This window comes from Streptomyces sp. NPDC033131 (genome assembly GCF_055578365.1).
The window spans coordinates 366,775-387,974 of record NZ_JBVIPA010000001.1 but is presented as its reverse complement, the minus strand read 5'-3'; the positions used below and the strand labels follow the sequence as shown (position 1 = coordinate 387,974).

The window sequence follows — 21,200 nt, the reverse complement described above, 5'->3', positions numbered from 1 at the left end:
TACCGCCTCGCACCGCCCGACCCCCACCCGCTGTCGCAGGGCTGAGGTGTAATGGGGAGGGGTGTCCTGAGACCGCATACCGAGGGGCGAACGTGGCAACGATCCAGGACGTGGCGATAGCGGCCGGAGTCTCGGCCATGACCGTCTCGAACGTCATCAATGACCATCCCAATGTACGCAAGGCGACGCGGGAGAAGGTCCTCGACGCGATGGCCCGGCTCGACTACCGCGTCAACGTGGCGGCCAGAAATCTGCGCAAGGGCCGCACCGGCACCATCGGTCTCGCTGTCCCCGAGGTGGACAGCCCCTACTACGGACAGTTGGCCGCTGCCATCATCGCCGCTGCCGAGCGGTACAGCCTGCGGGTGTGCATCGAGCAGACCGGTGCGTCGAGGGAGAACGAACTGGACGCGCTGTCCCTGTCGCGCAACCGGCTCTACGACGGGCTCATCCTCAGCACCGTGGGTATGGGGCCGGCCGACGTCGAACTGCTCAAGGTGGCCTACCCGGTGGTCATCCTGGGCGAGCGGATCTTCGGCGGCCCCGTCGACCACGTGGCCATGCCCAACGTCGACGGGGCACAGGCGGCCACCCAGCACCTGATCGAGCGGGGCTGCCGCCGTATCGCGATGGTGCGCGGGCCGGTGGGGGAGGAAGTCGACGTGTCCAGCCTCCGCTTCACGGGCTACCAGAAGGCGCTGCGGAGCGCCGGCCTGCCTCTGGGCCCCGACCTCGTGCAGAGCATGGAGACGCTCACCATGCGCGCGGGTGCGCGATGCGCCAGGGAGATGGTGCACGGCGGGCTCGACTTCGACGGCGTGTTCTGCGTGACCGACACCGTGGCCATGGGCGTGCTGCGCGGCCTGGCCGACGCCGGGGTACGGGTGCCGGAGCATGTAAAGGTGATCGGCTTCGACAACGTCGAGGAGAGCGAGTTCCTCGTCCCCTCGCTGTCCACCATCGATCCGGACCACGACACGATGGCGCGACGGGCGGTCGACCTGCTGGCCGGGCGGATCGAGCAGACCGAGCCCGGGGCGGACCACGAGGAGTTCATCAGCCACTTCTCCGTGGTGATCCGGGAGTCGACGGGCGGCTGAGCCCGGCCGGCTCACTCCGGCGCCTCGTCGGGTGGCCGGAGTAAGCGGGCTGTCGCTGCTCGGTCTCGGGACGTTCTCGGTCATGAGGCAGACGAATCAGGAGGTGTGTCCGAAAACGGGGCGATGCCGGGTCGTGCGAGCGGCGGGCACTCCCGCGCCGAGCCGCTTTAGTTTGATCACGGGCGGCTCGCCCGCGAGCTCGATCGACGACGTGTGCCGCACCAGCGCGCCGAGTACGGCCTGCGCCTCCAGACGGGCCAGCCCCTGGCCTGCGCAGCCGTGGACGCCATAGCCGAAGCCGACGTGGTCGACCGGGTTGCGGCGGACGAGGAACTCGTCGGGGCGCTCCCACTTGCGTTCGTCCCGGTTGGCCGAGGCCCAGGACAGCAGGACTTTGGCGTCGGCGGGGATGATGATGCCCTCGATGTCCACCGGCTGGGTGGTGCGCCGGAAGAATCCCTGTGCGGGGGACTCCAGCCGCAGTGACTCCTCGAACGCCGGTCCGAGGAGTGCCGGTTCCGCGCGCACCTCCTGGTATGCCTCGGGATGCTGGGCGAAGAGGAGGATCGTGTCGCCGATGCCGTTGATGGTGGTGTCCATGCTCGCGACCACGTACGCGGACAGCAGGGGCACCACTGAGGCCGGCTCGAGCTCTCCCCGGTCCGCAGCCTCGTAGACGGCGGCGGCCCAGCCGTCCGGGCGGAGGTTCTCCGGCACCATCACCGTGTTCGGATATTCGAACATTTGGCCGACAAAGGGCAGGGATGCCTGGGCGCGGGCGTTGAACGGGCCGAAGGTGTTCGACTCGGTGATGGACCGGTCCGTCGGTCGTCTGCATGACCCGGATGCCCGATTCGCCGGTGGGGGCGAAATGCGTCGGGTAGCCGCTGAAGGTCTTCGGCAGGCGTTCGGAGAGCAGCGCCGTGATCCGCGCTCCGTGGTGGGGGACGTCCTGCGGGTGTAGGAAGATCTGCAGGCGGGGCCCCCATTCGTGGTCGGCGGAGCGGGCGGTGTCGAATCCCTGGACTTCCGAGCCGCTGCCGAGGCGGGCGGCGGAGTGCGTAATCCCGGGGGCGGCCTCGTCCAACAGAGGCCGTACGGCGATGGCGCCGCAGACCATCGACATGCAGTCCACGTCCAACGCGTACTTCCAGACCGCCCTGAACGTGAAGGACATCCTCACAGTCGTCAACATGCAGTACTACAACAGCGGTTCCATGCTGGGCTGCGACGGCAAGGTGTACAGCCAGGGCTCGGTGGACTTCCTGACGGCCCTGGCCTGCATCCAGCTGGAGGGCGGACTGGCTCCGTCACAGGTGGGCCTGGGAGTGCCGGCCTCACCGAGCGGCGCGGGGAGTGGATATGTGGCGCCCTCCGTGGTGAACAGCGCGCTGGACTGCCTGACGAAGGGGGCGGGCTGCGGTTCCTTCAAGCCGGCTCGGACCTACCCGGAGCTTCGGGGCGCGATGACCTGGTCGACCAACTGGGACGCGGCCGCGGGGAACGCGTGGTCCAACGCGGTGGGGCCACACGTGCACGCACTGCCGTGACCGACCGCTTCCGGGCGGGAACCCTGGGGCCGGGCGGTGCCGTGTGCTGCCGGCCGGTGCCGTGTGCTGCCGGCCGGTGCCGTGTGCTGCCGGCCGGTGCCGTGTGCTGCCGGCCGGCCCCAGGGCCGGGTCGACGTCGGCTCGGACCCGGACTTGAACCCGGCCCCGGACCCGGACTCGGACTCGGACTCGGACCAGGCTCGGACTGGGGCTCGTCGGGATTCAGGCCGTGCGTCGATCCCTGGAGACCAGCCACTGCCAACGCCGGCGCTCCGTGACGAGGCTCGCGACGACGAGGAGGGACACGAGGACCGCAGCGACGACCGGCCACACCACCCACGCGGAGATCACGGCCGCGGCGAACTGGAGCACCACGAGCAGGATCGTGACCGGACCGGGGACCGGGACGATCACCTGCGCCTTGTCTCCCGGCGTGGAGAACACGGTCGGAAGCCCGATCAGCACCACCACCGCCAACACGGCAAGCACCCACGAGTACGCGGCCAAGGCCCACGGCGTGGCCACCCAGGCGACAAGCTCCGAGGCGAAGCGCAGGGCGGACGCGGCACGGTCGTCCGGTCGTTCCACGTTCCCCCCAAGAGCTGCGTCGGCCTGCAAGGGGGGAGCTTACGACGTGTGAACGACCGTCGAGGGTGGTCAGCCTTGGGCGCTGCGGGTTTGGCCTTGCGGGCTGCGCGACTCGGGCTCCAAATGGCAAACAATAGAGAATTGAAGGTCAGGAATCCTTCCCAAACTCCGAATCCAAACGTTCGCGCCAGTCTTCATCCTCCAGCCCAGAATCCATCAGGATACCTCGCGAGTCATCACGTGCGATCTCCACTGCAAGAAGAAACCTGTCCACTTTTCCCTGACTGTGAATGAGCGTGGCTGCTACGATCCTTTCCTCAGCACCTCCCTTCAGCTCGCTTACGAGATCGAGGAGAATTTCCTCGACAGCTTGCCGATCTTCACCGGTGTAATCCTTGGCGATTCGCCGTTTTATGCGAGGGGTCAGTTCCACAATTGACACTTCTTCGTCATTACGCATCGAACGTAGCGTTCAAACGCTCGGGCCAATCCTTGCGCGCCAAGTCGGCAGCCACCAAGATGTTCCGCCAATCTCTACGAGCTTCCTGTACGGCAGTGAGGAATTTGTCCACCCTCCCCTGTGCGCACAGAAGCACAGCAGCGGCTACTCTCTCCTCGTCCAGTCCTGGCTCTAGATCCTCTACAAGTTCTAGGAGAAGTTGCTCGACAGACTGCCGGTCCCGCTCTTCATAATCTTGCGTGATTCGGTTTCTGATGCGTGTAGTTAGCATCACGAGCCCTCCTGGTCCGGCTGTCATCGAACTTAAACATCGGGCGCGAGCAAGTAGTTTCCAAATTGCACGTATCCGGCATTGTATAGCTGCTCAAGTTCGCGGTCGAATACCGTTCTACCGTACTCTCCTTGCAGATAGTCATCAATTTGCTCGGTTGCCAAGTAGACATCTCTCCGCTCGTCGATAATTTTTTGCACCCATGCTTCATTGACGTCGAGGTTCCAGGGTTGCACGTTGAGAACTTCGTGCCCCTCCCAGTCGAGAGCGGCGAGGGTATCGTCTCGGTCGCCAATTACAGCGAAAGGACCGTTCTGGGTCGAAGGCTCTCGTCTCGGTGGTTCGTCGGGGCAGGCGCTTGGAGCAAGTCCGAGGTGATCTGATGCTGTATGTGGATTGTGGACGTAAGTCGTTGCGTTGGGTGCCGGCGCGAGTCCTAGGGGGTCCGGGGTGAGGTAACGGGCGGTTCCGGGCTCGTAGTAGCGGAAGTAGTTGTAGTGCAGGCCGGTTTCGGGATCGTAGTACTGGCCCGGGAAGCGCAGGGGTGTGTAGGCGCTGCTGTTCGCGGCCCAGGCGGTTGTGCCCCACAGGGTGCTCCGTGTCCGCCAGGCGATCTCACCCTGCTCATCGATGAGTTCGCTCGGCGTGCCGACCAGGTCGGTGACGATGGCGAAGAAGCGGGAGTCGATTTCGTCCTGGGGGGCGTCCGCGGCCGTGATGCGTTCGGTCTGGGCGATGGGGCGCAGGCCCTGGTGGTCCCAGGTGAGGGTGACCGGGTTCGGTAGTTGCCGAGACGTCGCCGTCTGTTCGCACAGGGTCGTGCCGTCCCAGGTGAAGTCCACGCGTTCGGCGATGGTTTCGCCGTCGGCGGCCAGGCGGAGTTTGGCCGTGCGGCGGCCCATGGGGTCGTAGGTGTAGCGCCAGCGGGTGCCGTCCGGGGTCGTCACCGAGGTCAGGCGGTCCTCGGCATCCCACTCGTACCGCCAGGTGTCCGGCTTGCGGGACAGGCGGGTCTTCCGGCGCAGGGTGATGCGGCCGAGGGCGTCGTGTTCGTAGCGGACGTTGCCCGCGCGGGTGATGCGGGTGCCCACGTACTCACGCGCGCCTGTCGCCTCCCCGCCGGGATGGGTCGCAGGCCAGGAGCCTGAGGTCTGGTTGCCCGCTGCGTCGTAGGCGTACGTCTCCGTCCAGTTCGCCGCATGCACTGCCGTCACCCGGCCCGCCGCGTCCAGGTCGAAGCGGCGTGAGCCGGAGAGCTGGTCGTCGATGCCGGTCAGGTTGCCGTCGGCGCGGTAGGTGTACGTGCGGGACTGCACTGTGCCACCCACCGCGCCGGTCACCGACTGGGTCGTCAGACGGCCGAGTTCGTCGAATTCGTGCTCCAGGGTGACTGTCTCACCGATGTGGCGGGCCAGTTCGCGGCCGGCCACGTCGTACTGGAAGTCGATGGGCCGGCCGGAGGCCACCATGCCGGTGCGGCGGCCCGCCGCGTCGTACGACCATGTCGTGGTCGCGCCGGCCGGTGTCGTACGGCCCGTTCGGCGGCCCAGCTCGTCGTATGTGTACGTCAGCCGGCGAGCGTCGACCGTCTCGGAACGAACCCGCCCGTAGCGGTCCCGCAGCAGTGTCAGCGTGGTGCCGTCCGGGCCCGTCGCCTGGGCGAGTCGGTCGGTCATGTCGTACGCGTACGTCGTGACCTGACCGGCCGCGTCCTTTCGTAACACCCGGCCCAGCTCGTCGCGCTCGAAGGCCGTCACCTCGCCGAGTGTGTTCAGTCGGGAGGCCAGGCGGTCTGCCGCGTCGTACGTGTAGGTGAGTGTGCGGTCGTCGAAGTCCGTTTCCGTGACCAGGCGTCCGGCCGCGTCGTAGTCGTACGTCCAGGTCAGGCCCTGCGGGTTGGTGACCTTCGTCAGCCGCAGTTCCAGGTCGTGGTCGAACTCGTAGCGCACGCCGTCCGGGCCGGTTCGGGCCGTGAGGAGGTCGAAGTGGGTGTACTCGAAGGTCGAGGCTCCGCCCATCGCGTCCGTGTGGCTGGTGCAGTTGCCCTCGCCGTCGTAGGTCCAGGTCTCGGTCGTGCCGTCGGGTGCGGTACGGCGGGACAGGTGGCCTTCGGTCGTCCATTCCAGTCGGGTCACCGCGCCCGTCGGGTCCGTGATCGCGACGGGGCGGCCGAAGGCGTCGCGTTCGTAGCTCGTGAGAGCGCCGAGTGGATTCGTGATCTGGAGGGGGAGGCCTGCGCGGTCGCATACGACGGTTGTCGTGTGGCCCAGTGGGTCGGTCAGCGACGTCAGATGGCCGGCCTCGTTGTAGGTGAACCGGGTGGTCTGGCCGGAGGGGGTGGTCATCGACGTGCGGTTGCCACGTTCGTCGTACGTCTGGCGGAGAGCCGTCCCGTCCGGGTTCACCACCTTCACCGGCAGGCCGAGCTCGTTGTACTCGGCCTTCGCCTGGCGTCCGTCGGGGCGAGTCAGCGCGAGGAGGTTGCCTGTCTCGTCGTACCGGAACGTCGTGGTGTGGCCGAGAGGGTCGGTTCGGGACAGCAGGCGGTTGTAGCGGTCGCGGTCGAAGCGGGTCACCCCGCCCAGCGGGTCGGTCTCTGCGACTACTTGGCAGGCGTCGTTGACGAAGTAGCGGCGAGTGTGGCCTTCGCCAGTGGTCGCGGTGGTGACGCGCAGGCCGGTGTCCGGGTCCCTCTCGCCGTAGGAGAGGCGCAGGGCCATGTGCCCGTGTGTGCCGCCCTCGGCGATGCAGCGGTCCTGGTCGTCGTACTCGTACGTGTAGGTGCGGTTGTTGGTGTCCGTCCAGGAGGTGACGCGGCCGGACTCGTCGTACGTGAAACGCAGCGGCAGGCCCGAGGAGTTGACGACGTCGGTCAGGTTGCCGTCGGTGTAGCCGTAGCGCATCAGGTCCTGGTCGGCCGCCGGGAGGCGGAGGGCCGTGACCCTGCCCGCATCTGTGGAGACGCGGACGTCGTAGCCGGCGCTTGAGACGATCCCGAGTGGGGTGCCCTCGGCGTCGTACTCGAAGGTGATCCAGTTGCCGTTGCGGTCGTCGATCTGTTCCAGGACCGCGAGGTCGTCGCCACGGTCCGCGAAGTGCCAGACGCGGCGCGTCCGCGGATCGGTGACCGTGTAGCCGCCGTCTTCGCGGTCCAGCGGCAGGCGCGGGCCGTGACTGGGGAGCGTGGGCAGGCCGGGCGCCGGGTGCGGGTAGGCGAGGAGCAGCCCGTCCTCGGTGACGAGGACGACGCCCTCGGAGTCGATTTCGAGGCGCTGGTCGAGCGTCGAGATCCAGGACGGGCCGAACCAGCGGCCGTGGTGGCAACCCGATTCCACGCGGCGTGTGAAGACCAGGGGGAGAGCACCCGGCAGCGTCACGTCTGTCTGCGGCAGGTACATCTTCCCGGTGGTGAGGTCCACCGGGTCCGTGGGGTCTTTCCGGACCTGTTCGCGGGGATTGGCGGTGTCGTGCTCTTCGGGGCGGGTTCTCGCGGTGTCCGTCGCGGAGTTGTCGGGGACCCCTTTCGCGTCATTGCGCGCTGCCCGTTCCGCTGCCTCGTCCAGTCCCTCCCTGACAGTGGTCCGCAGTCCGCCCCGCCCCAGCCCCGTCCCCTTGGTGCCGATCGCTTCGGGCACGAGCCTGCCGCCGAACTCCAGCGGGTCCTTCTTGAAGTCCTCCCAGGCCGTCTTCACCGCACGTTCCGGATGCGCGGCTGTGGAGATGAGGCCCGACAGCGTCATGCTGACGTTCTGGGCGAAGGCGGCCGGGTGGGTGAGGTTGTACGGGTCCATCGGATTCAGACCGCGGCCGAAGTTGATCAGGCCCGCGGTGCCCTTGGCCACACCACCCACGAAATGGGTGAGCTCGGTCCGGACGGCGCCGAGGCCGTCGTCCCAGCCGGACTTCAGACGGTCGAGGGGCGGCGGTTCGGCGGGTGCATGGGCGAGGGCGGCACGGACCGACGACGCGGCGGTGCCGGCGGCGTCGTTGCGCTGGCGGCGGGCCTCACCGAGGATCTCCTTGGCGCGTGCGACGGCGGCCTTGTCGTCGGCTTCCCTGCCCGCGTTGTAGAGGTTGATGGCGTCCCGGGCCTGACCCTGTGCCCACTCGACGGTGTCCGCATACGCCGTCAGGGCCCTGGCCGCCTTGTCGCAGGCGTCCGCCGCGTGCAGCCACTTGACCGGATGCATGGCGAACTTCTCTCGGAAGGTCTCGGCGGCCTCGCCCCTCCAGGCCGAGGAGTCCAGCTTGCGCATGCCCTGGCCCACGGCGTCGAAGGCGGTACGGAAGTCCTTCAGATGGCCGGCCGTCTTCCTGATGTCGGCCGGATCACCGTGAATCAGCTGCGTGGGCTGATCCGTCCGGCCGAGCTGCTGCTCGTCCGGGGTGGCCCCGAGGTCGGATGCGATGCTGTCACCGGCGGCATCGACCTTGTCGGCCCAGCCGTGGACGCCCATGTCGTCCAGACGGTCGCTGACAGCGGTCGCACCCTTGTCGACGCCCTCGCCCACCATCTTTTTGCCTGCGTCGAAGCCGTCCTCCAGCTTGCCCACAGCGGAGTTGGCGAAGTCCCCGATCCCCATCAGCCGGCGTCCCCGCCCTGCCGGTTCTGCTCCCCTGTCCTGGCCTGATCCTCGGGGTTCTCCGGGCCCAGCCCCGGCGGAGCGACCACGGGCGAGGTCATGACGTCCCGACCGGTGTCCTTCCAGCCCTGCTCACTGTTCTCCCACGCCTGGTCGAAGGAGCCCGCGCTGTAGTCGGGATTCGCGAATGCGGTGGCCTGGTTCACTTCCTGCCAGCTCATCCGCGTGACGTCGTCCTCGGAGGCGTACGGATTGCCCGTCGTCGAGTTGGCGACGATCTTCATCGCACCCTCGACGTACTGATCCGTCTCGTAGTACGTCCCCGCCGAAAGACCCACACCCTCCGCGAAGTTGTTCCCCTCCGCGACCAGCGCCCGCACACCCCACTCCCAGCGCTCGCAGAACGACTCGAAAGCCGACGCCACCTCGCCATGCCCCAACTTCAACCCCGAGAGCCGCAGTTCCGAGAAGCCACGGCCGACCCCGGCGAGACTGTCGATGCCGAGTTCCCTGAGCTCTTCCAAAGTCAGCGTGATGCCCTTGGCGATCTCACCGAGCCCGACGGCCTGCAGATCCTTACCGCCGTCCCCCGTCCCGCCTGCGCCCCCGCTCACCGCGACCCCTTCTCGTACATCGCCGTCGTCTCCGCATCCACAGCCGCCGCGTCCGGCACGATCCCCACGACCGGCGGGAACAGCACGCCCTCGTCCTCACTCCCCACATCCAGCGCCACCCCGCACGGGACACCCACCGCCGGGACAGCCACATCGAGCAACCGCGCGCCCAGAACCCGGCGATACGCCCACTCCCGCGCGCCCTCGCCCCTTGCGATGGCGAACCGAGCCAGCGCCGACTCGTCCGAGAAGGCGTAGATCCAACGGATCCCGCCCTGGTCCCCGGTCAGCGGTGACCCGTCCTCGGCGACCGGCACAAGTACGGCGGTACGACGGAACTCGCCGAGCAGCGCGGCGAACTCACGGCGTCTACGCGCAGCTCCATCCGGTTCTGACGAGGTGGCGTCCCCGCTGGTGGGCGTCCCGGAAAGCCCGTCGAAGGTGGTTGGCGGCAACGATTGATCCACTGGCGGAACGTCTGCCTCTGGTCGACTCTCGCCTTCTGTGCCCGGTGCCGTCATCTCGACGTAGTCGGACAAGCGGGACCTGGGTACGTGCCCGGCTGCCGCGTCGCTTCCCCCTGGATCCGCCACGTCGGGATCATCACACCCGTATCTTGCAGGTCGCAACGCGGACACACGAACGAGGGATCAGAATGGCCGGTAGGCGACGGCAGAAGTGGTGGAATGCTGGACTCGACTATCAGGCAGAGCAGTTGCGGGTGTCGATAAGGTGCTTCATCGGCCATTGATCACCCACGGAGAGTTTGTGGACACACCGCTGCCCATGCCCCCTCACCAGCAGCAGCACCCGGCGTACGCGCCTCCGATGCCGACGCAGCACTACCTGTACGCCGGACTGGCACTCATGGGAGCCGTGTCCGGGCCCGGCCGCGTATGTGAGGTGCGTGGACACGCGCCCGCCGCCGCGGTAACCACCCCAGACGCTCACGGTGGGGTCGTGCGCCCGGAACAACGGTTCCTGGAGTGCCCAGGATCTGAGGCTGGTGGCTTGCGGTTCGTCCGACGCGGAGATCGAGGTGCCGGAGCCCGGGGCGGAAGGGTGCGCGGCCGGGGACTATCTCGCCGCGCTGGAGTACAGCGCGGATGGTGTGACGTCGCTGTGGGTCCCGTGGGGCGGTGAGCGGGGGATGACATTGACGCCACGTATCAAGCGGCGTATCGCCGGTGACTACGTGCCGGAGGATCGGCAGGCTGTCGAGGAGCTGCTGTCGAGTCTCGCATCCGACTTGGAAGGAGAGGGTCACAGCAAGCCGGAGAGGGTTATTGCGGCGAGCCTCCTGAACGCAAGGGGGGACGTAGACCGACTTCTGAGCTCAGCACAACGTGCTCTCATCGACTTTCGGGACGTCTTGATGGGTTCCGGTCTTGAGCACGACGATTGGCCCGAACGGCTGGATCAAGAGTTCGGCACGGATTTCTGAGGATGTTTTATGTCTTTCGGCCCTCCCCCCGCCGGATTCGGGTCCCCCGTATCGCCCGCCTGGACCGCCCCGAGCGATGTCGAGCAGTCGCTGCTCGGTGCCAAGTCGCGTGGGGACTGGGCGGCGTACTTCGCCACCCTCGCGGAGAACCGGCTGTTCTTCGAGGTACGGCGGGACAAGGTGGACGCCGGAGAAAGGGGGACGTGCCCGGTGTTCGGGCACGATCCGCGAACCGGCGGTCCGATCTGGGCCGTGTACACCGCCGGAATGCTTCCCGCTCCGGAGCCGTACCGGGTTTTCAACTGGAACACCCTCAAGTGGTTCGCCCGGGTGTGGGTGCCGACCGATCCGCCGGTGATCGTGGTCAATCCGGGCAGCCCGTGCGAGGCGTTCCTCCCCGCCGCGCCGCCGCACTCCGCGGCCTGGGCGCAGTACTCGCGAAGTGAAGGCGATCCAGAACCCTCCTTGCGTCTGCGCACGCTCAGCGTCGGTGGCCCGCTGCGCGGACCTGTCGCCCACGGCCTTGCCTGCGGCGCCCTCCTCTGCGTCAACAACGGTTCCTGGTGGAACGCCATGGCCTGGCACGGCACCGGCTATCCCAACGAGCGCAGGCGTCTCCGCGAGTGGTGGGGCATCACCACTCGGGAGGAATGGCTTTCCGCTCTTCGGGGCCTGGTCGCCTGCGAATCGCACAGCTCCGTCTGGGAGTTCGCGCTCGGCCTGCGCCGGACCATCGCGCGTGATTTCGGGGGACACGTCGACGTCGGTTACTGGCGTCAGGCCGCCGCCAAGGTCATTCGCGCCCGGGACGAGGGCTCGACCGTGGTCACCGCCGACGGTGTCACCAAGATCGAGCCACGGCCCGAATCCGAGACCGAGGCCCGGATAGCGGGGGTGCAGCGGCTCATCGGACGGATCACTCGCTACGAGGCTCGGATGCGCGCCGACGGAGTGCTCGACGAGAACCGGTACATCGGCTCCGTCGAGGCCTGGGATCTCGGACGGGCCTCGAAGATGGCCCGGTGGGGGCTGGGGGCCCGGTTCGGGAGTGTGCAGGAGGCCGAGGCCGCCGTCGTCGAGGCCGGCCGGACGGCGGCCCTGTCGTACAAGTCGTGGCAGGACTTCTCCGCCGGCTACATCCTCGGGCGGTGCCTGCACTTCGACGACGAGGAGTTCGGGCAGTGGTACACCGACATGGTCGAGGCCCATCGGATCCTGATGTCCGACCCCGGTAGCCCCTGGCTCAACATCCCCTTCCGGTAGGCCCTCCGGTCCGTACGACGCCGCGCCCGTCTGGCCCGCCCGGCGCTGGCCATCCATGAACCGGGCCGCGAACGTGCTGAGTTCGGGTACCGCCCCTCCTGAATCCCGCCGACCACCGACCACCGACCACCGACCCGCGACGCGGGACCCATGACCCGTAGCAGCCGCCACCACCGCCCGTTGGTGCAAACCACCGCGCCGCAGCTCTCGCGGCTTCGCCTCGACCACAATCCGCAGGAGTGGCCCTCCAGTTGGACCCCTGCCGTCATCAACGCCTCACCGGAGGCGCATCTGCGGGACGGAGTGCCTAGTGACCGGGTTCACCTTCACAGCCTCTGACATTTCTTTACATGGCCCTTACATCTCCTTAGACTCTCTTCGTTTGCCACTGCGACGTGTGTTTACTAGGGGGATTCGTGAGACCCATGCAAGATTTACCCTCTCCTGCGGAGAGAGGGCGGATATGGCACGAGAAGAGCGGAAGCCTGCGCTGGACAGCAGGCGGGCTCGCTGTGCTGATGGTGACGGCCGCACTGCAGAGCACGGCACTGGCCGCTCCCGCCCAGGAGCAGACGAAGGCCCCCAAGCCGCAGACCGCGGCCGACGCGGCAGACATCCCCTCGGCGAGGGTGGCGGCCCGGCTCTCGGGCAAGCGGGTCGAGGCGCTCTCGGAGCGTACTGAGACGTCGAAGACCTGGGCGAACAAGGACGGCAGCCTGACGACGGAGCTGTCGGCCGGGCCGGTCCGCTTCGAGCGGGACGGCAAGTGGGTCGCCGTGGACGTGAAACTGCGGGAGACCGGCCAGGGCGTGGAGCCGGTGGCGCACCCCAACGGGCTGCGCCTGGCGGGGAAGACCGGCACGGTCGCGAAGTCCCTGCGGGCGGGGCAGCGGCAGAAGGCTGTCGACCTGGTGACCCTTGGGGAGGGGAGTGAGCAGATCACCCTCCAGTGGAAGGGCGGCCTGCCGGAGCCGAAGCTGGATGGCACGCGAGCGGAGTACGTCAACGCCGTGCCCGGCGCGGACGTCGTGGTCGAGGCCACCCGTACGGGCTTCGAGCAGTACGTCGAGATCAAGAAGAAGCCCGCTGCTGACGGCTACGCGTACACCCTGCCGTTGACCGCCAAGGGCCTCAAGGTGAAGCAACTGCCTGACGGCAGCGTGATGTTCACCGACAAGAAGGGCAAGAAACGGGCTGTCATGCCCGCGCCAGTGATGTGGGACTCCACCGTCGACAAGCGGTCCGGCGAACACACACGCCGCGTGCCGGTGGCGATGAAGGTGGTGCGGAAAGGTTCCTCCGTCGATCTCGTGGTGACCCCGGACGCGAAGTTCCTCGCTGACCCGGACACCAAGTACCCGGTGACGGTCGACCCGTCCACCTCCTCGCTGTCCAACGTCTTCGACACGTACGTGCAGCAGGGCGAGACGGTCGACTGGTCGTCCGACACCGAACTGGACCTGGGCAACCCGGGTACGACCAACTCCGACGGCACACCGCGCACCGCGCAGTCCTTCATCTCCTGGAACACCACGCCGATCCAGGACGCACTGGTGCTGGACGCCAAGCTGTCCCTGTGGAACTTCCACTCCGGCAACAACGTGGACTGCAAGGCGTACCCGTGGGAAGTCTGGGCGTCGGGCGCGGCCTCCACCTCCAGCCGGTGGACCAACCGCCCCACCATGACGACGAAGAAGGCCACCTCCACCGAGACTCGGGGCAACTCCTCCTGCACCACGCAGCCCGATGGGTGGATCAACGCTGACGTGACCACCCTGACCCAGGAGTGGGCATCGGCGAACGCCACACGCGGACACATGGGCCTGCGGGCCACCAGCGAATCCGTTGTCGCGCAGTGGAAGCGGGTCAACTCCGCCAACGCCGCGTCGAACCCGCCGAAGCTGGTCGTGAACTACAACTACCGGCCGCGCACGGGAACGAAGCAGGAGGCCGGACCTCCGTACTTCTCCTACAGCGGCGCGTACACGGTGAACACGACCACGCCGACGCTTCGTGACACCTTCGTCGACGCCGACGGCGACAAGGTCAACGGCACCTTCCAGATCTACGACAACGCCACCAACACGCAGGTCGGCGATGTCATCGTGTCGAAGTACGTGCCCTCCGGGCAGGTTGCCCCGGTGACCGTTCCGGCCGGTGTGCTGAGCAACGGCAAGACGTACAAGTTCCGCACCAGCCCTTATGACGGGACGCACTACAACAGCGGCTGGTCGGCGTGGAAGACCTTCACGGTCGACACCTCCGCCCCCTCTGCACCGTCGAAGATCGTCTCCACGGCTTATCCGAGCGGCCAGTGGGTCAAGGGCGCGGGACAGACCGGGACGTTCACCGTCACGCCGCCCGCTGCCGACCACAACTGGCTGGAATGGTCACTGGACGGCCTGACCTGGACGAAGGTCTCCACGGGTGGTTCGACGGCGGACAAGGGCATCGTCATCGCCCCGCCGAAGAACGGCACCCACACCCTCCAGGTACGGGCCGTGGACAAGGCCGACAACAAGTCCGAGGCGGTCGAGTACGTCTTCCACGCCGGTCCGGGTGGTTTCATCCAGCCGGGCGAGGCCGAGCGCACCGCGCGCAGGCTGCCCCTGGTCGCCGAGGCCGACGCGGCCAAGTACGACGCCGTGTCCTTCTCCTGGCGCCGCTCCGAGGCCGACCCCTGGGTGAAGATCCCCGTCGCGGACGTCACCGCCGGCGGCACGGCCCTGACCAGTTGGCCCGTACCGCTCACCGGCGGCAAGAACGCGCCCTTGACCTGGAACGCGACGAGCACCGTCGATCCTGACGGCAGTGTTCAGATCAAGGCGGACTTCACCGGCGCCAACTCCGCTTCCGGCAGCACCGAGCCACTCACCGTGGTCGTCGACCGCACCGCGGACGGAGCCGCTGCCGACGAGGTCGGCCCCGGCTCGGTGAACCTGCTCACCGGCGACTACACGCTCTCCGAGACGGACGCCTCCTTCTTCGAGCTGTCGGTCAGCAGGACCGCTTCCTCCCGGACCCCGGACGCCGCCACCGCCCAGACCGGGCAGGCGTCGATCTTCGGCAAGCAGTGGGTGTCCGGCACGGTCGCCGAAGCGACCGAGTCCGACTACTCCCACATCCGCCGGATCTCTGACACAGCGGTCGTCGTGGTGGACTCCGACAACGAGGAGACGCACTTCACCGCGAACACCGCGAAGACCGGCTGGGTCCCCGAGCCGGGCGCGGAGGACCAGACCCTCAAGGGCAGCGTCAGCGGCACCTTCACCCTGTCCGACACCGAGGGCACGGTCACCGAGTTCACCAAGCCCGATTCCGCGGCGGACACGTGGCAGGTCTCCAGCACCCTGCTGGACGGGCTGTCGGGCTCGACCACGACCGTGATCTCCGAGACGGTCACCGTCGACGGCAAGAAACTGGCCCGGCCAAAGCGAATCCTCGCCCCCACGTCCGCGGCGACCGCCGCGACGTGCACCGCGACCCCGACCACCAAGGGCTGCCGGGCACTGGAGTTCGTCTACGCGACGACCACCACCGCCACCGACACCGGCTACGGCGACTACAGCGACCAGGTCAAGGAGATCCGCCTCTGGTCCACCGAGCCTGGTGCGTCGGCGGCCACCTCCAAGTCCGTACAGATGTATCTCTACGACGGCACCGGCCGGCTTCGTCAGACGTGGCACCCGCAAATCTCGCCCTCGCTGAAGACCGAGTACGCCTACGACAGCGCGGGCCGTGTCACCAAGGTCACCCCGCCCGGAGAGCTGCCCTGGACCTTCACCTACGGCAAGGCGGGATCCAGCAGCGCCGCCGGAGAGGGCATGCTGCTCAAGGCGTCCCGGCCCGGTCTGCAACAGGGCAGCGCCGACACCGTCTCCGGTGAGGCCGTCACGAGCATCGTCTACGACGTGCCGCTGACGGGTGCCAGTGCCCCCTACAAGCTGGGCGCGAGCGAGGTGAAGGCGTGGGGGCAGACCGATGCCCCGACCGACGCGACGGCGGTCTTCCCCGCCGACTCCGTCCCCGCGTCCCACTCGGGTGACGCGCTGAGCGCGTCTTCCTACGCCCGTGCGGAGGTCAGTTATCTGGGAGTCTCCGGACGCTCGGTCAACTCCGCCACCCCGGGCGGGCACATCAGCACCACCGAGTACGACCGGTTCGGGAACACCGTCCGTGAACTGACGGCGGCCAACCGGGCGCTCGCCCTGGGCATCTCCGCCGCGGACCGCGCGGCACAGGCGGAGCTCGGCATCGCCTCCCTGCCCACGGCCGAGCGTGCCGAGCTGCTGACCACGCGCTCCCTCTACAGCGAGACCGGCACTCGAGAGCTGGAGGAGTTCGGCCCGCTGCGGCGCGCCGATCTGACCGCCGATCTCAAGTCCGGCACCACGACGCTCGTAGCCGCGGGGAACCCGGTCACCGCACGCTCCCGGACGGTCAACGAGTACGACACGGGCCGCCCCACGGACGGCTCAGCCACTATCAAGGACCAGGTCACCAAGGTGACCACGGGTGCGCAGGTTAGGGAGCACCCGACCGTCCACGCGGAGACCCGGGTCGTCCAGACGGAGTACGACTGGGCCAGAGGAATGCCGGTGAAGTCCGTTCAGGACCCCGCCGGACTGGCCATCACCACCACGACCGAGTACGACGCCCTGGGCCGGGTCGCCAAGACCATGAACACCGGCAGCACCGGCACGGACGCCGGCACGGTCGTGACCGCCTACTGGTCCGCCACCGGCACGGGCACCTGCGCCGGCCGCCCCGAGTGGGCGGACCTGGTCTGCTCCGTCGGACCCGGCGGAGCTGTCACAGGAGGCGGCTCCAACCCCAGCCAGCTGCCGGCCACCACCACCGAGTACGACTGGTGGGGCAACGCGGCCAAGGGAACGGAGACGGCCAACGGCGTCACCCGCACCACGACCACGTCGTACGACGCGGCAGGGCGCCCGACCACGGTGAAGGTCAGCGGCGGCAGCGGCCAGGCGGTTCCCGAGACCACCACCGAGTACGACCCGGCCACCGGGAAGGAGACGAAGACCACTTCGCCCACGGGCGGCACCATCACCCGGGCCTACGACAAACTCGGCCGCCAGATCTCCTACAGCGACGCCGACGGCGGAAAGACCACCACCGAGTTCGACCTGCTCGACCGCCCGGTCAAGGTCACCGACACCGTTCCGTCCACCGTCACCTACACCTACGACCACACCGCCGAGCCGCGCGGTCTGGCCACGAGGACCACCGACTCCATCGCCGGTGCCTTCTCCGCCACCTATGACGCGGACGGCTCCGTCACCACGGAGAAGCTGCCCGGCGGCTACACGCTCACCGTCACGGAGGACACCACCGGCGCGCCTGTCGACCGCACCTACACCCGCGACAGTGACGGCACCGTCGTGATGTCGGACGCGGTGACCGAATCAGTTCACGGCCAGACCACCAGCCACTCCGGATGGTCCGACCAGACCTACCGCTACGACGCCGTGGGCCGTCTCACCACCGTCGAGGACACCGTCGAGACGGTCTGCACCCGTCGCACCTACGGACTCGACAAGCACAGCAACCGCACGTCCCTGATCAGCGCCGCCGCAGCGCCCGGTCTGGACTGCCCGACCACCGGAGGCACGACCAGGAGTTCCACTTTCGACAGCGCCGACCGCATCACCGACAGCGGCTACGCCTACGACGCCTTCGGACGGACCACCGCGCTGCCCGGCGGGGCTACCGTCGGCTACTACGCCAACGACCTCGTCCGCCAGCAGACCGCGAACGGCAAGCGCCAGACCTGGCAGCTGGACGCCAACCTGCGCTTCCGCTCCTGGACGGTGGAGACCGAGAACGGCGGGACCTGGTCACCGACGGACAACAAGCTCAACCACTACGACGGCGACACCGACAACCCCCGTTGGATCATCGAGAACACCGCCACCGGCGCCCTGACCCGCAATGTGGACGCCCTTTCCGGGGACCTCGGCGCGGTCACCAGTGCCACCGGCGACACCGTGCTCCAGTTCACCGACGTCCACGGCGATGTCGCCCTGCAACTCCCGCTCAACGCGGGCGAAGCGCCCGTCGTCCTCGACACGGACGAGTACGGCAACCCCCGCGGTGAGCAGAAGGCCGTGCGCTACGGATGGCTCGGCGGCAAACAGCGCTCCAGCGAGACCGTCGCCGGCTACACCCTCATGGGCGTGCGCCAGTACAACCCGGCCACCGGACGCTTTCTGTCCGTCGATCCGGAACAGGGCGGCAATGCCAACGCCTACGAGTACTGCATGGCCGATCCGATCAACTGTGTCGACCTCGACGGAAAGTGGGGCTTCAAGAAGTTCTTCAAGAAGGCCAAGCGCTGGGCCTGGCGCAACAAGTGGGACATCGCCCTCACCGCGGCCGGGTTCATTCCCGGCCTCGGCGCCGCCGCCTGGGGCTACCGTGCCTATCGCGGCTACCGGGCCATCCGCGCAGCACGTACGGTCGGACGGGCGTGCCGCAGGAACTCCTTCCTGCCCGACACGCCGGTGGTGATGGCGAACGGCAGCACCAAGCCGATCGGCGAGGTGGTCAAGGGCGACATGGTCCGGGCCGCCGACGAGGTCACGGGCGAGATCAAGGTCTCCCCGGTCACCGACGTCATCATCGGTGACGGCGTGAAGGACCTGGTGACCCTGTCCGTCGACTCGGACGGTGACGGACGGACCGAGCCGCTCACCGCCACCACGGAGCACCCCCTGTATGTGCAGGGGCGGGGCTGGGTCGATGCCGGGAAGGTGCGGTCCTCGGACCGGCTTGTGGCGCCCGACGGGAGAACCCCGGTCGTCACCGGAGCAGTGCGGCATCAGGATGTGCGTCAGGTGCGGAACCTCACGGTCGGTGGGACGCACACCTATTACGTTCAGACCGACGGAGCTCCGGCGCTGGTTCACAACTGCCGGATCATGAGCAGTAAATGGTTCGGCAGTCGTCGGGGCGCCTACAAGGCCCGGAGGAACGACTACAACAGGATGCGGCAGAGGGGCTATACATGTCAGCTTCGTGGTCCGTGCCGTAACGGCGGACACGCTCACCTGGACTGGTCGCGCGGCAACAGGTCCGGCACGATTCACTACCGGTGGCACGGCCGTGGGCTTGGCCGCCGAGGCTGACTGATCTGATGCACGCATTCCCTGGGGGCAGATGTACTTCTGCCCCCAGGGAACCGAACCACCGAACCAGGACACCGCCATGAGTGATATGACAGGATTCGTCCGCTCGGGATCCTTCGTTGTCGCCTTCGCGATCCTCGACGACGGCAGCGGGGCCTGTGACCCGAACGACGAGGTGCTTGTCGCCGCCCCGAACTGGGCAGGCGCTGCGCGGTTGATGCGCGAACGGGGCTACCGGCATGTACCGAAGCAGCCCGCACGGATGAAACCGGACAACGACGCCGTCGCTCTCGCCCTGCAGACACCCGGAGTCGTATATCGGCGGAAGTGGGCGGCCGGCGAAGAATGGCAAGCGATGAACACGGCAGAAAGAGAGGGGGAGTGATGTGAAACTTGACGCAGCGATTCAGGAGTTTCTCTCTGCCCTGCGCAGGCATGCCGAAACAGTGTCGACGTCCGGTGCCACGGAGGAGGCTCTGGAAGCGGAATTCGAAGCTGTCCGCTCGGCGGCCCGTAGATACTCCGAGACGGTATCTGAGGTTTCGGGTCACGAAGGCCCGTTCTATGACCTTGAGCTCGCGTCTACGGATTCCGCGGCGGATCACGAAGCCGATGAACTCGACGGTGCCGGTCCCGACGACATACTCAGGGTTTCTGGTACCTGGGACTTCCGGGTGGTCGACAGAGACTCCTGGAGCCGGTATGTGTCCCAGCGGCTCGACAACGTCGAGTCGGAACCCGGGGTGGGGCTGTCGGGGGATCCAGCGGAGGCGGCCGCAGCACTGCTGGAGTTCGGAGAGCCATGGGCCTGGCTCCGCGAGCATGGGCTGGAGAGCGCGGGAAGCGAATGGTCGGTGGGAGACAGCCTGGACCCGCTGGGCGAAGAGCAGGATGAACCGGGGCCTTGACCGGGAGGCGAAGTCGGGTCGGTCGGTCTGCCTCCAACCGACCCGATCTCTCGTCAGCAAGGAATGTTGCCCAAAGCCCGGCCGAGTTGCTCGGCCGGGCTTTGCCGTTCGGCAGGCCTGCGCCCGCCCGTGCCGACGCCCTACCCCATCGGCCGGTAGTACCCCAGCACCGCCGCCAACTGCGCGAACCACTCCCTCAGCAGCTCCCTCGGCTTCGCGTCCACGACGCACTCGTACACCGTGCCGTCGACGTGGACGACGGCCATCATGAGGGACTTCCCGGAAGGGCTCGCCCTGTAGTGGACGCTGCGGACCTCGGGCCAGGGGAATTCGGCCTCGTGCCCGTTGATCTCAAGAAAGACGCCCGTCGCGTCGACCGCGATCGAGCTGTGGCGATGGACCGCGAGGAACTCCGGGTCAGCGGGGGCGGGTTGGGGCGGCGGCGCGTATCCGTACTGCGGTGGCGGTGGGCCGAAGCCCGGGGGCGCGGACGGCTGCGGGGGCTCATGGCCGTAGGGCGGCTGCGGGCCGTACGCCGCGTCGTTCATGGTTGGTGTGCTCCTCGCGCCTCACCGGGGTTCGCACGCAACCTACCCGCCTGTGTCCCCGCGCACCCTGTCGCCGAGCAGTCCGGAGAAACGGCATGAAACATTTCCCGGGGTCCACCGCGTCAATGAGGTGAGGGCAGGGGCGGGGCACCGAGCAGGGGGAGCACATGAGGAAGGTCCTGGCGGATCAGTACGCGGAGTTCGCCGCGGCGCGCGCGGCGCATCTGTACCGGTCCGCGTGTCTGCTCACCGCGGGGGACACGTATCTCGCCGAGGACCTGGTGCAGGAGACCCTGGGCCGGCTCTACATCAGCTGGCACCGGGTGACCCGCGTCGGCAACCCCGCCGGGTACGCGCAGACCGTGCTCACCCGGGCCTTCCTCACCCACCAGCGGCGCCGAAGCAGTAGCGAGCGGGCCACCGACGTGCTGCCCGACCGGCCCGACGGTGCCCCCGGGGACGTCTCGCTGCGGCTGACGCTGCTGGAGGCGCTGGCGCGGCTGCCCGCCAAGGACCGGGCGGTGGTCGTCCTGCGGTACTGGGAGGACCGGTCGATAGAGGAGACCGCCGACGTGATGAACGCCAGCTCGGCCGCCGTCCGGACCCGTTGCACCCGGGCTCTGGGGAGACTGCGCGAGCTCCTTGGCGAGGACCTCTCCGAGTACGCCAGACCCTGACACCCGGCCCACCCTCAAACACCTCCGATACTTCCGACCATGCCGA

The 21,200-nt window shown here is 67.9% G+C and carries 14 protein-coding genes and 2 pseudogenes; 8 read left to right on the top strand and 8 right to left on the bottom strand.

Annotated features, from left to right (window positions below; translation table 11 throughout):
* Positions 1-92 precede the first annotated feature (92 nt).
* Positions 93-1,100, top strand: coding sequence for a LacI family DNA-binding transcriptional regulator (locus ACZ5XS_RS01675; protein WP_468647220.1), 1,008 nt, complete (start codon positions 93-95; stop codon positions 1,098-1,100).
* 96 nt (positions 1,101-1,196) lie between these two features.
* Here ACZ5XS_RS01675 and ACZ5XS_RS01670 read toward each other — a convergent pair whose 3' ends face one another.
* Both ACZ5XS_RS01670 and ACZ5XS_RS01665 read right to left on the bottom strand, forming a co-directional pair.
* Positions 1,197-1,844: a cytochrome P450 gene (locus tag ACZ5XS_RS01670; protein ID WP_468647219.1), complete on the bottom strand. Its 648-nt coding sequence runs from the start codon at positions 1,842-1,844 to the stop codon at positions 1,197-1,199.
* Between the two features lie 55 nt (positions 1,845-1,899).
* Positions 1,900-2,226 (bottom strand): annotated as a pseudogene (locus ACZ5XS_RS01665) (DUF4037 domain-containing protein); the annotation flags it as partial.
* Here ACZ5XS_RS01665 and ACZ5XS_RS01660 point away from each other — a divergent pair.
* Positions 2,204-2,650, top strand: a pseudogene (locus ACZ5XS_RS01660) (chitinase); the annotation flags it as partial. The pseudogenes ACZ5XS_RS01665 and ACZ5XS_RS01660 sit on opposite strands and share 23 nt — an antisense overlap.
* Before the next feature lie 222 nt (positions 2,651-2,872).
* Here the strand turns inward: ACZ5XS_RS01660 and ACZ5XS_RS01655 are convergent.
* From ACZ5XS_RS01655 to ACZ5XS_RS01635, 5 genes are all read right to left on the bottom strand, one after another.
* The gene (locus tag ACZ5XS_RS01655; protein WP_468647218.1) at positions 2,873-3,238 is read right to left on the bottom strand and encodes a hypothetical protein; all 366 of its coding nucleotides are present in this window, start codon (positions 3,236-3,238) and stop codon (positions 2,873-2,875) included.
* 148 nt (positions 3,239-3,386) lie between these two features.
* On the bottom strand, positions 3,387-3,698 hold the full coding sequence (locus ACZ5XS_RS01650) for a hypothetical protein (protein WP_468647217.1): 312 nt from the start codon (positions 3,696-3,698) through the stop codon (positions 3,387-3,389).
* Between the two features lie 303 nt (positions 3,699-4,001).
* Positions 4,002-8,552 carry a putative T7SS-secreted protein gene (locus tag ACZ5XS_RS01645; protein WP_468647216.1) on the bottom strand — a complete coding sequence of 1,517 codons (4,551 nt, stop codon included), beginning with the start codon at positions 8,550-8,552 and terminating at the stop codon, positions 4,002-4,004.
* Positions 8,552-9,166, bottom strand: coding sequence for a hypothetical protein (locus ACZ5XS_RS01640; protein WP_468647215.1), 615 nt, complete (start codon positions 9,164-9,166; stop codon positions 8,552-8,554). Before ACZ5XS_RS01640 ends, ACZ5XS_RS01645 begins: the two co-directional genes overlap by 1 nt.
* Positions 9,163-9,687 carry a hypothetical protein gene (locus ACZ5XS_RS01635; RefSeq protein ID WP_468647507.1) on the bottom strand — a complete coding sequence of 175 codons (525 nt, stop codon included), beginning with the start codon at positions 9,685-9,687 and terminating at the stop codon, positions 9,163-9,165. Before ACZ5XS_RS01635 ends, ACZ5XS_RS01640 begins: the two co-directional genes overlap by 4 nt.
* Positions 9,688-10,118: 431 nt before the next feature.
* Between ACZ5XS_RS01635 and ACZ5XS_RS01630 the strand changes: the two genes are divergently transcribed.
* The 5 genes from ACZ5XS_RS01630 (at position 10,119) to ACZ5XS_RS01610 (ending at position 19,929) form a co-directional block, all read left to right on the top strand.
* Positions 10,119-10,610, top strand: a complete 492-nt coding sequence (locus ACZ5XS_RS01630; RefSeq protein WP_468647214.1) for an LppU/SCO3897 family protein — start codon at positions 10,119-10,121, stop codon at positions 10,608-10,610.
* Positions 10,611-10,619: 9 nt separating this feature from the next.
* Positions 10,620-11,873 carry a DUF1266 domain-containing protein gene (locus tag ACZ5XS_RS01625; RefSeq protein WP_468647213.1) on the top strand — a complete coding sequence of 418 codons (1,254 nt, stop codon included), beginning with the start codon at positions 10,620-10,622 and terminating at the stop codon, positions 11,871-11,873.
* 518 nt (positions 11,874-12,391) lie between these two features.
* Positions 12,392-19,021 carry a polymorphic toxin-type HINT domain-containing protein gene (locus tag ACZ5XS_RS01620; RefSeq protein ID WP_468647212.1) on the top strand — a complete coding sequence of 2,210 codons (6,630 nt, stop codon included), beginning with the start codon at positions 12,392-12,394 and terminating at the stop codon, positions 19,019-19,021.
* Between the two features lie 31 nt (positions 19,022-19,052).
* Positions 19,053-19,406, top strand: a complete 354-nt coding sequence (locus ACZ5XS_RS01615) for a hypothetical protein (protein WP_468647211.1) — start codon at positions 19,053-19,055, stop codon at positions 19,404-19,406.
* A gap of 1 nt (position 19,407) precedes the next feature.
* A complete protein-coding gene (locus ACZ5XS_RS01610) occupies positions 19,408-19,929 on the top strand; it encodes a hypothetical protein (protein WP_468647210.1) in 522 nt (173 codons plus the stop codon).
* Between the two features lie 140 nt (positions 19,930-20,069).
* Here the strand turns inward: ACZ5XS_RS01610 and ACZ5XS_RS01605 are convergent, their stop codons facing one another.
* Positions 20,070-20,477: a hypothetical protein gene (locus tag ACZ5XS_RS01605; protein WP_468647209.1), complete on the bottom strand. Its 408-nt coding sequence runs from the start codon at positions 20,475-20,477 to the stop codon at positions 20,070-20,072.
* A 167-nt stretch (positions 20,478-20,644) separates the two neighbouring features.
* Here ACZ5XS_RS01605 and ACZ5XS_RS01600 point away from each other — a divergent pair, with 167 nt between their 5' ends.
* A complete protein-coding gene (locus ACZ5XS_RS01600) occupies positions 20,645-21,154 on the top strand; it encodes a SigE family RNA polymerase sigma factor (RefSeq protein WP_468647208.1) in 510 nt (169 codons plus the stop codon).
* Positions 21,155-21,200 lie beyond the last annotated feature (46 nt).

Excerpts from the sequence above, each read along its gene's own strand:
- ACZ5XS_RS01605 (WP_468647209.1), bottom strand. The coding sequence starts at position 20,477 with ATGAACGACGCGGCGTACGGCCCGCAGCCGCCCTACGGCCATGAGCCC.
- ACZ5XS_RS01615 (WP_468647211.1), top strand. The coding sequence starts at position 19,053 with ATGTACTTCTGCCCCCAGGGAACCGAACCACCGAACCAGGACACCGCC.
- ACZ5XS_RS01645 (WP_468647216.1), bottom strand. The coding sequence starts at position 8,552 with ATGGGGATCGGGGACTTCGCCAACTCCGCTGTGGGCAAGCTGGAGGAC.
- ACZ5XS_RS01670 (WP_468647219.1), bottom strand. The coding sequence starts at position 1,844 with ATGTTCGAATATCCGAACACGGTGATGGTGCCGGAGAACCTCCGCCCG.
- ACZ5XS_RS01625 (WP_468647213.1), top strand. The coding sequence starts at position 10,620 with ATGTCTTTCGGCCCTCCCCCCGCCGGATTCGGGTCCCCCGTATCGCCC.
- ACZ5XS_RS01650 (WP_468647217.1), bottom strand. The coding sequence starts at position 3,698 with ATGCGTAATGACGAAGAAGTGTCAATTGTGGAACTGACCCCTCGCATA.
- ACZ5XS_RS01635 (WP_468647507.1), bottom strand. The coding sequence starts at position 9,687 with ATGACGGCACCGGGCACAGAAGGCGAGAGTCGACCAGAGGCAGACGTT.
- ACZ5XS_RS01600 (WP_468647208.1), top strand. The coding sequence starts at position 20,645 with ATGAGGAAGGTCCTGGCGGATCAGTACGCGGAGTTCGCCGCGGCGCGC.
- ACZ5XS_RS01620 (WP_468647212.1), top strand. The coding sequence starts at position 12,392 with ATGGTGACGGCCGCACTGCAGAGCACGGCACTGGCCGCTCCCGCCCAG.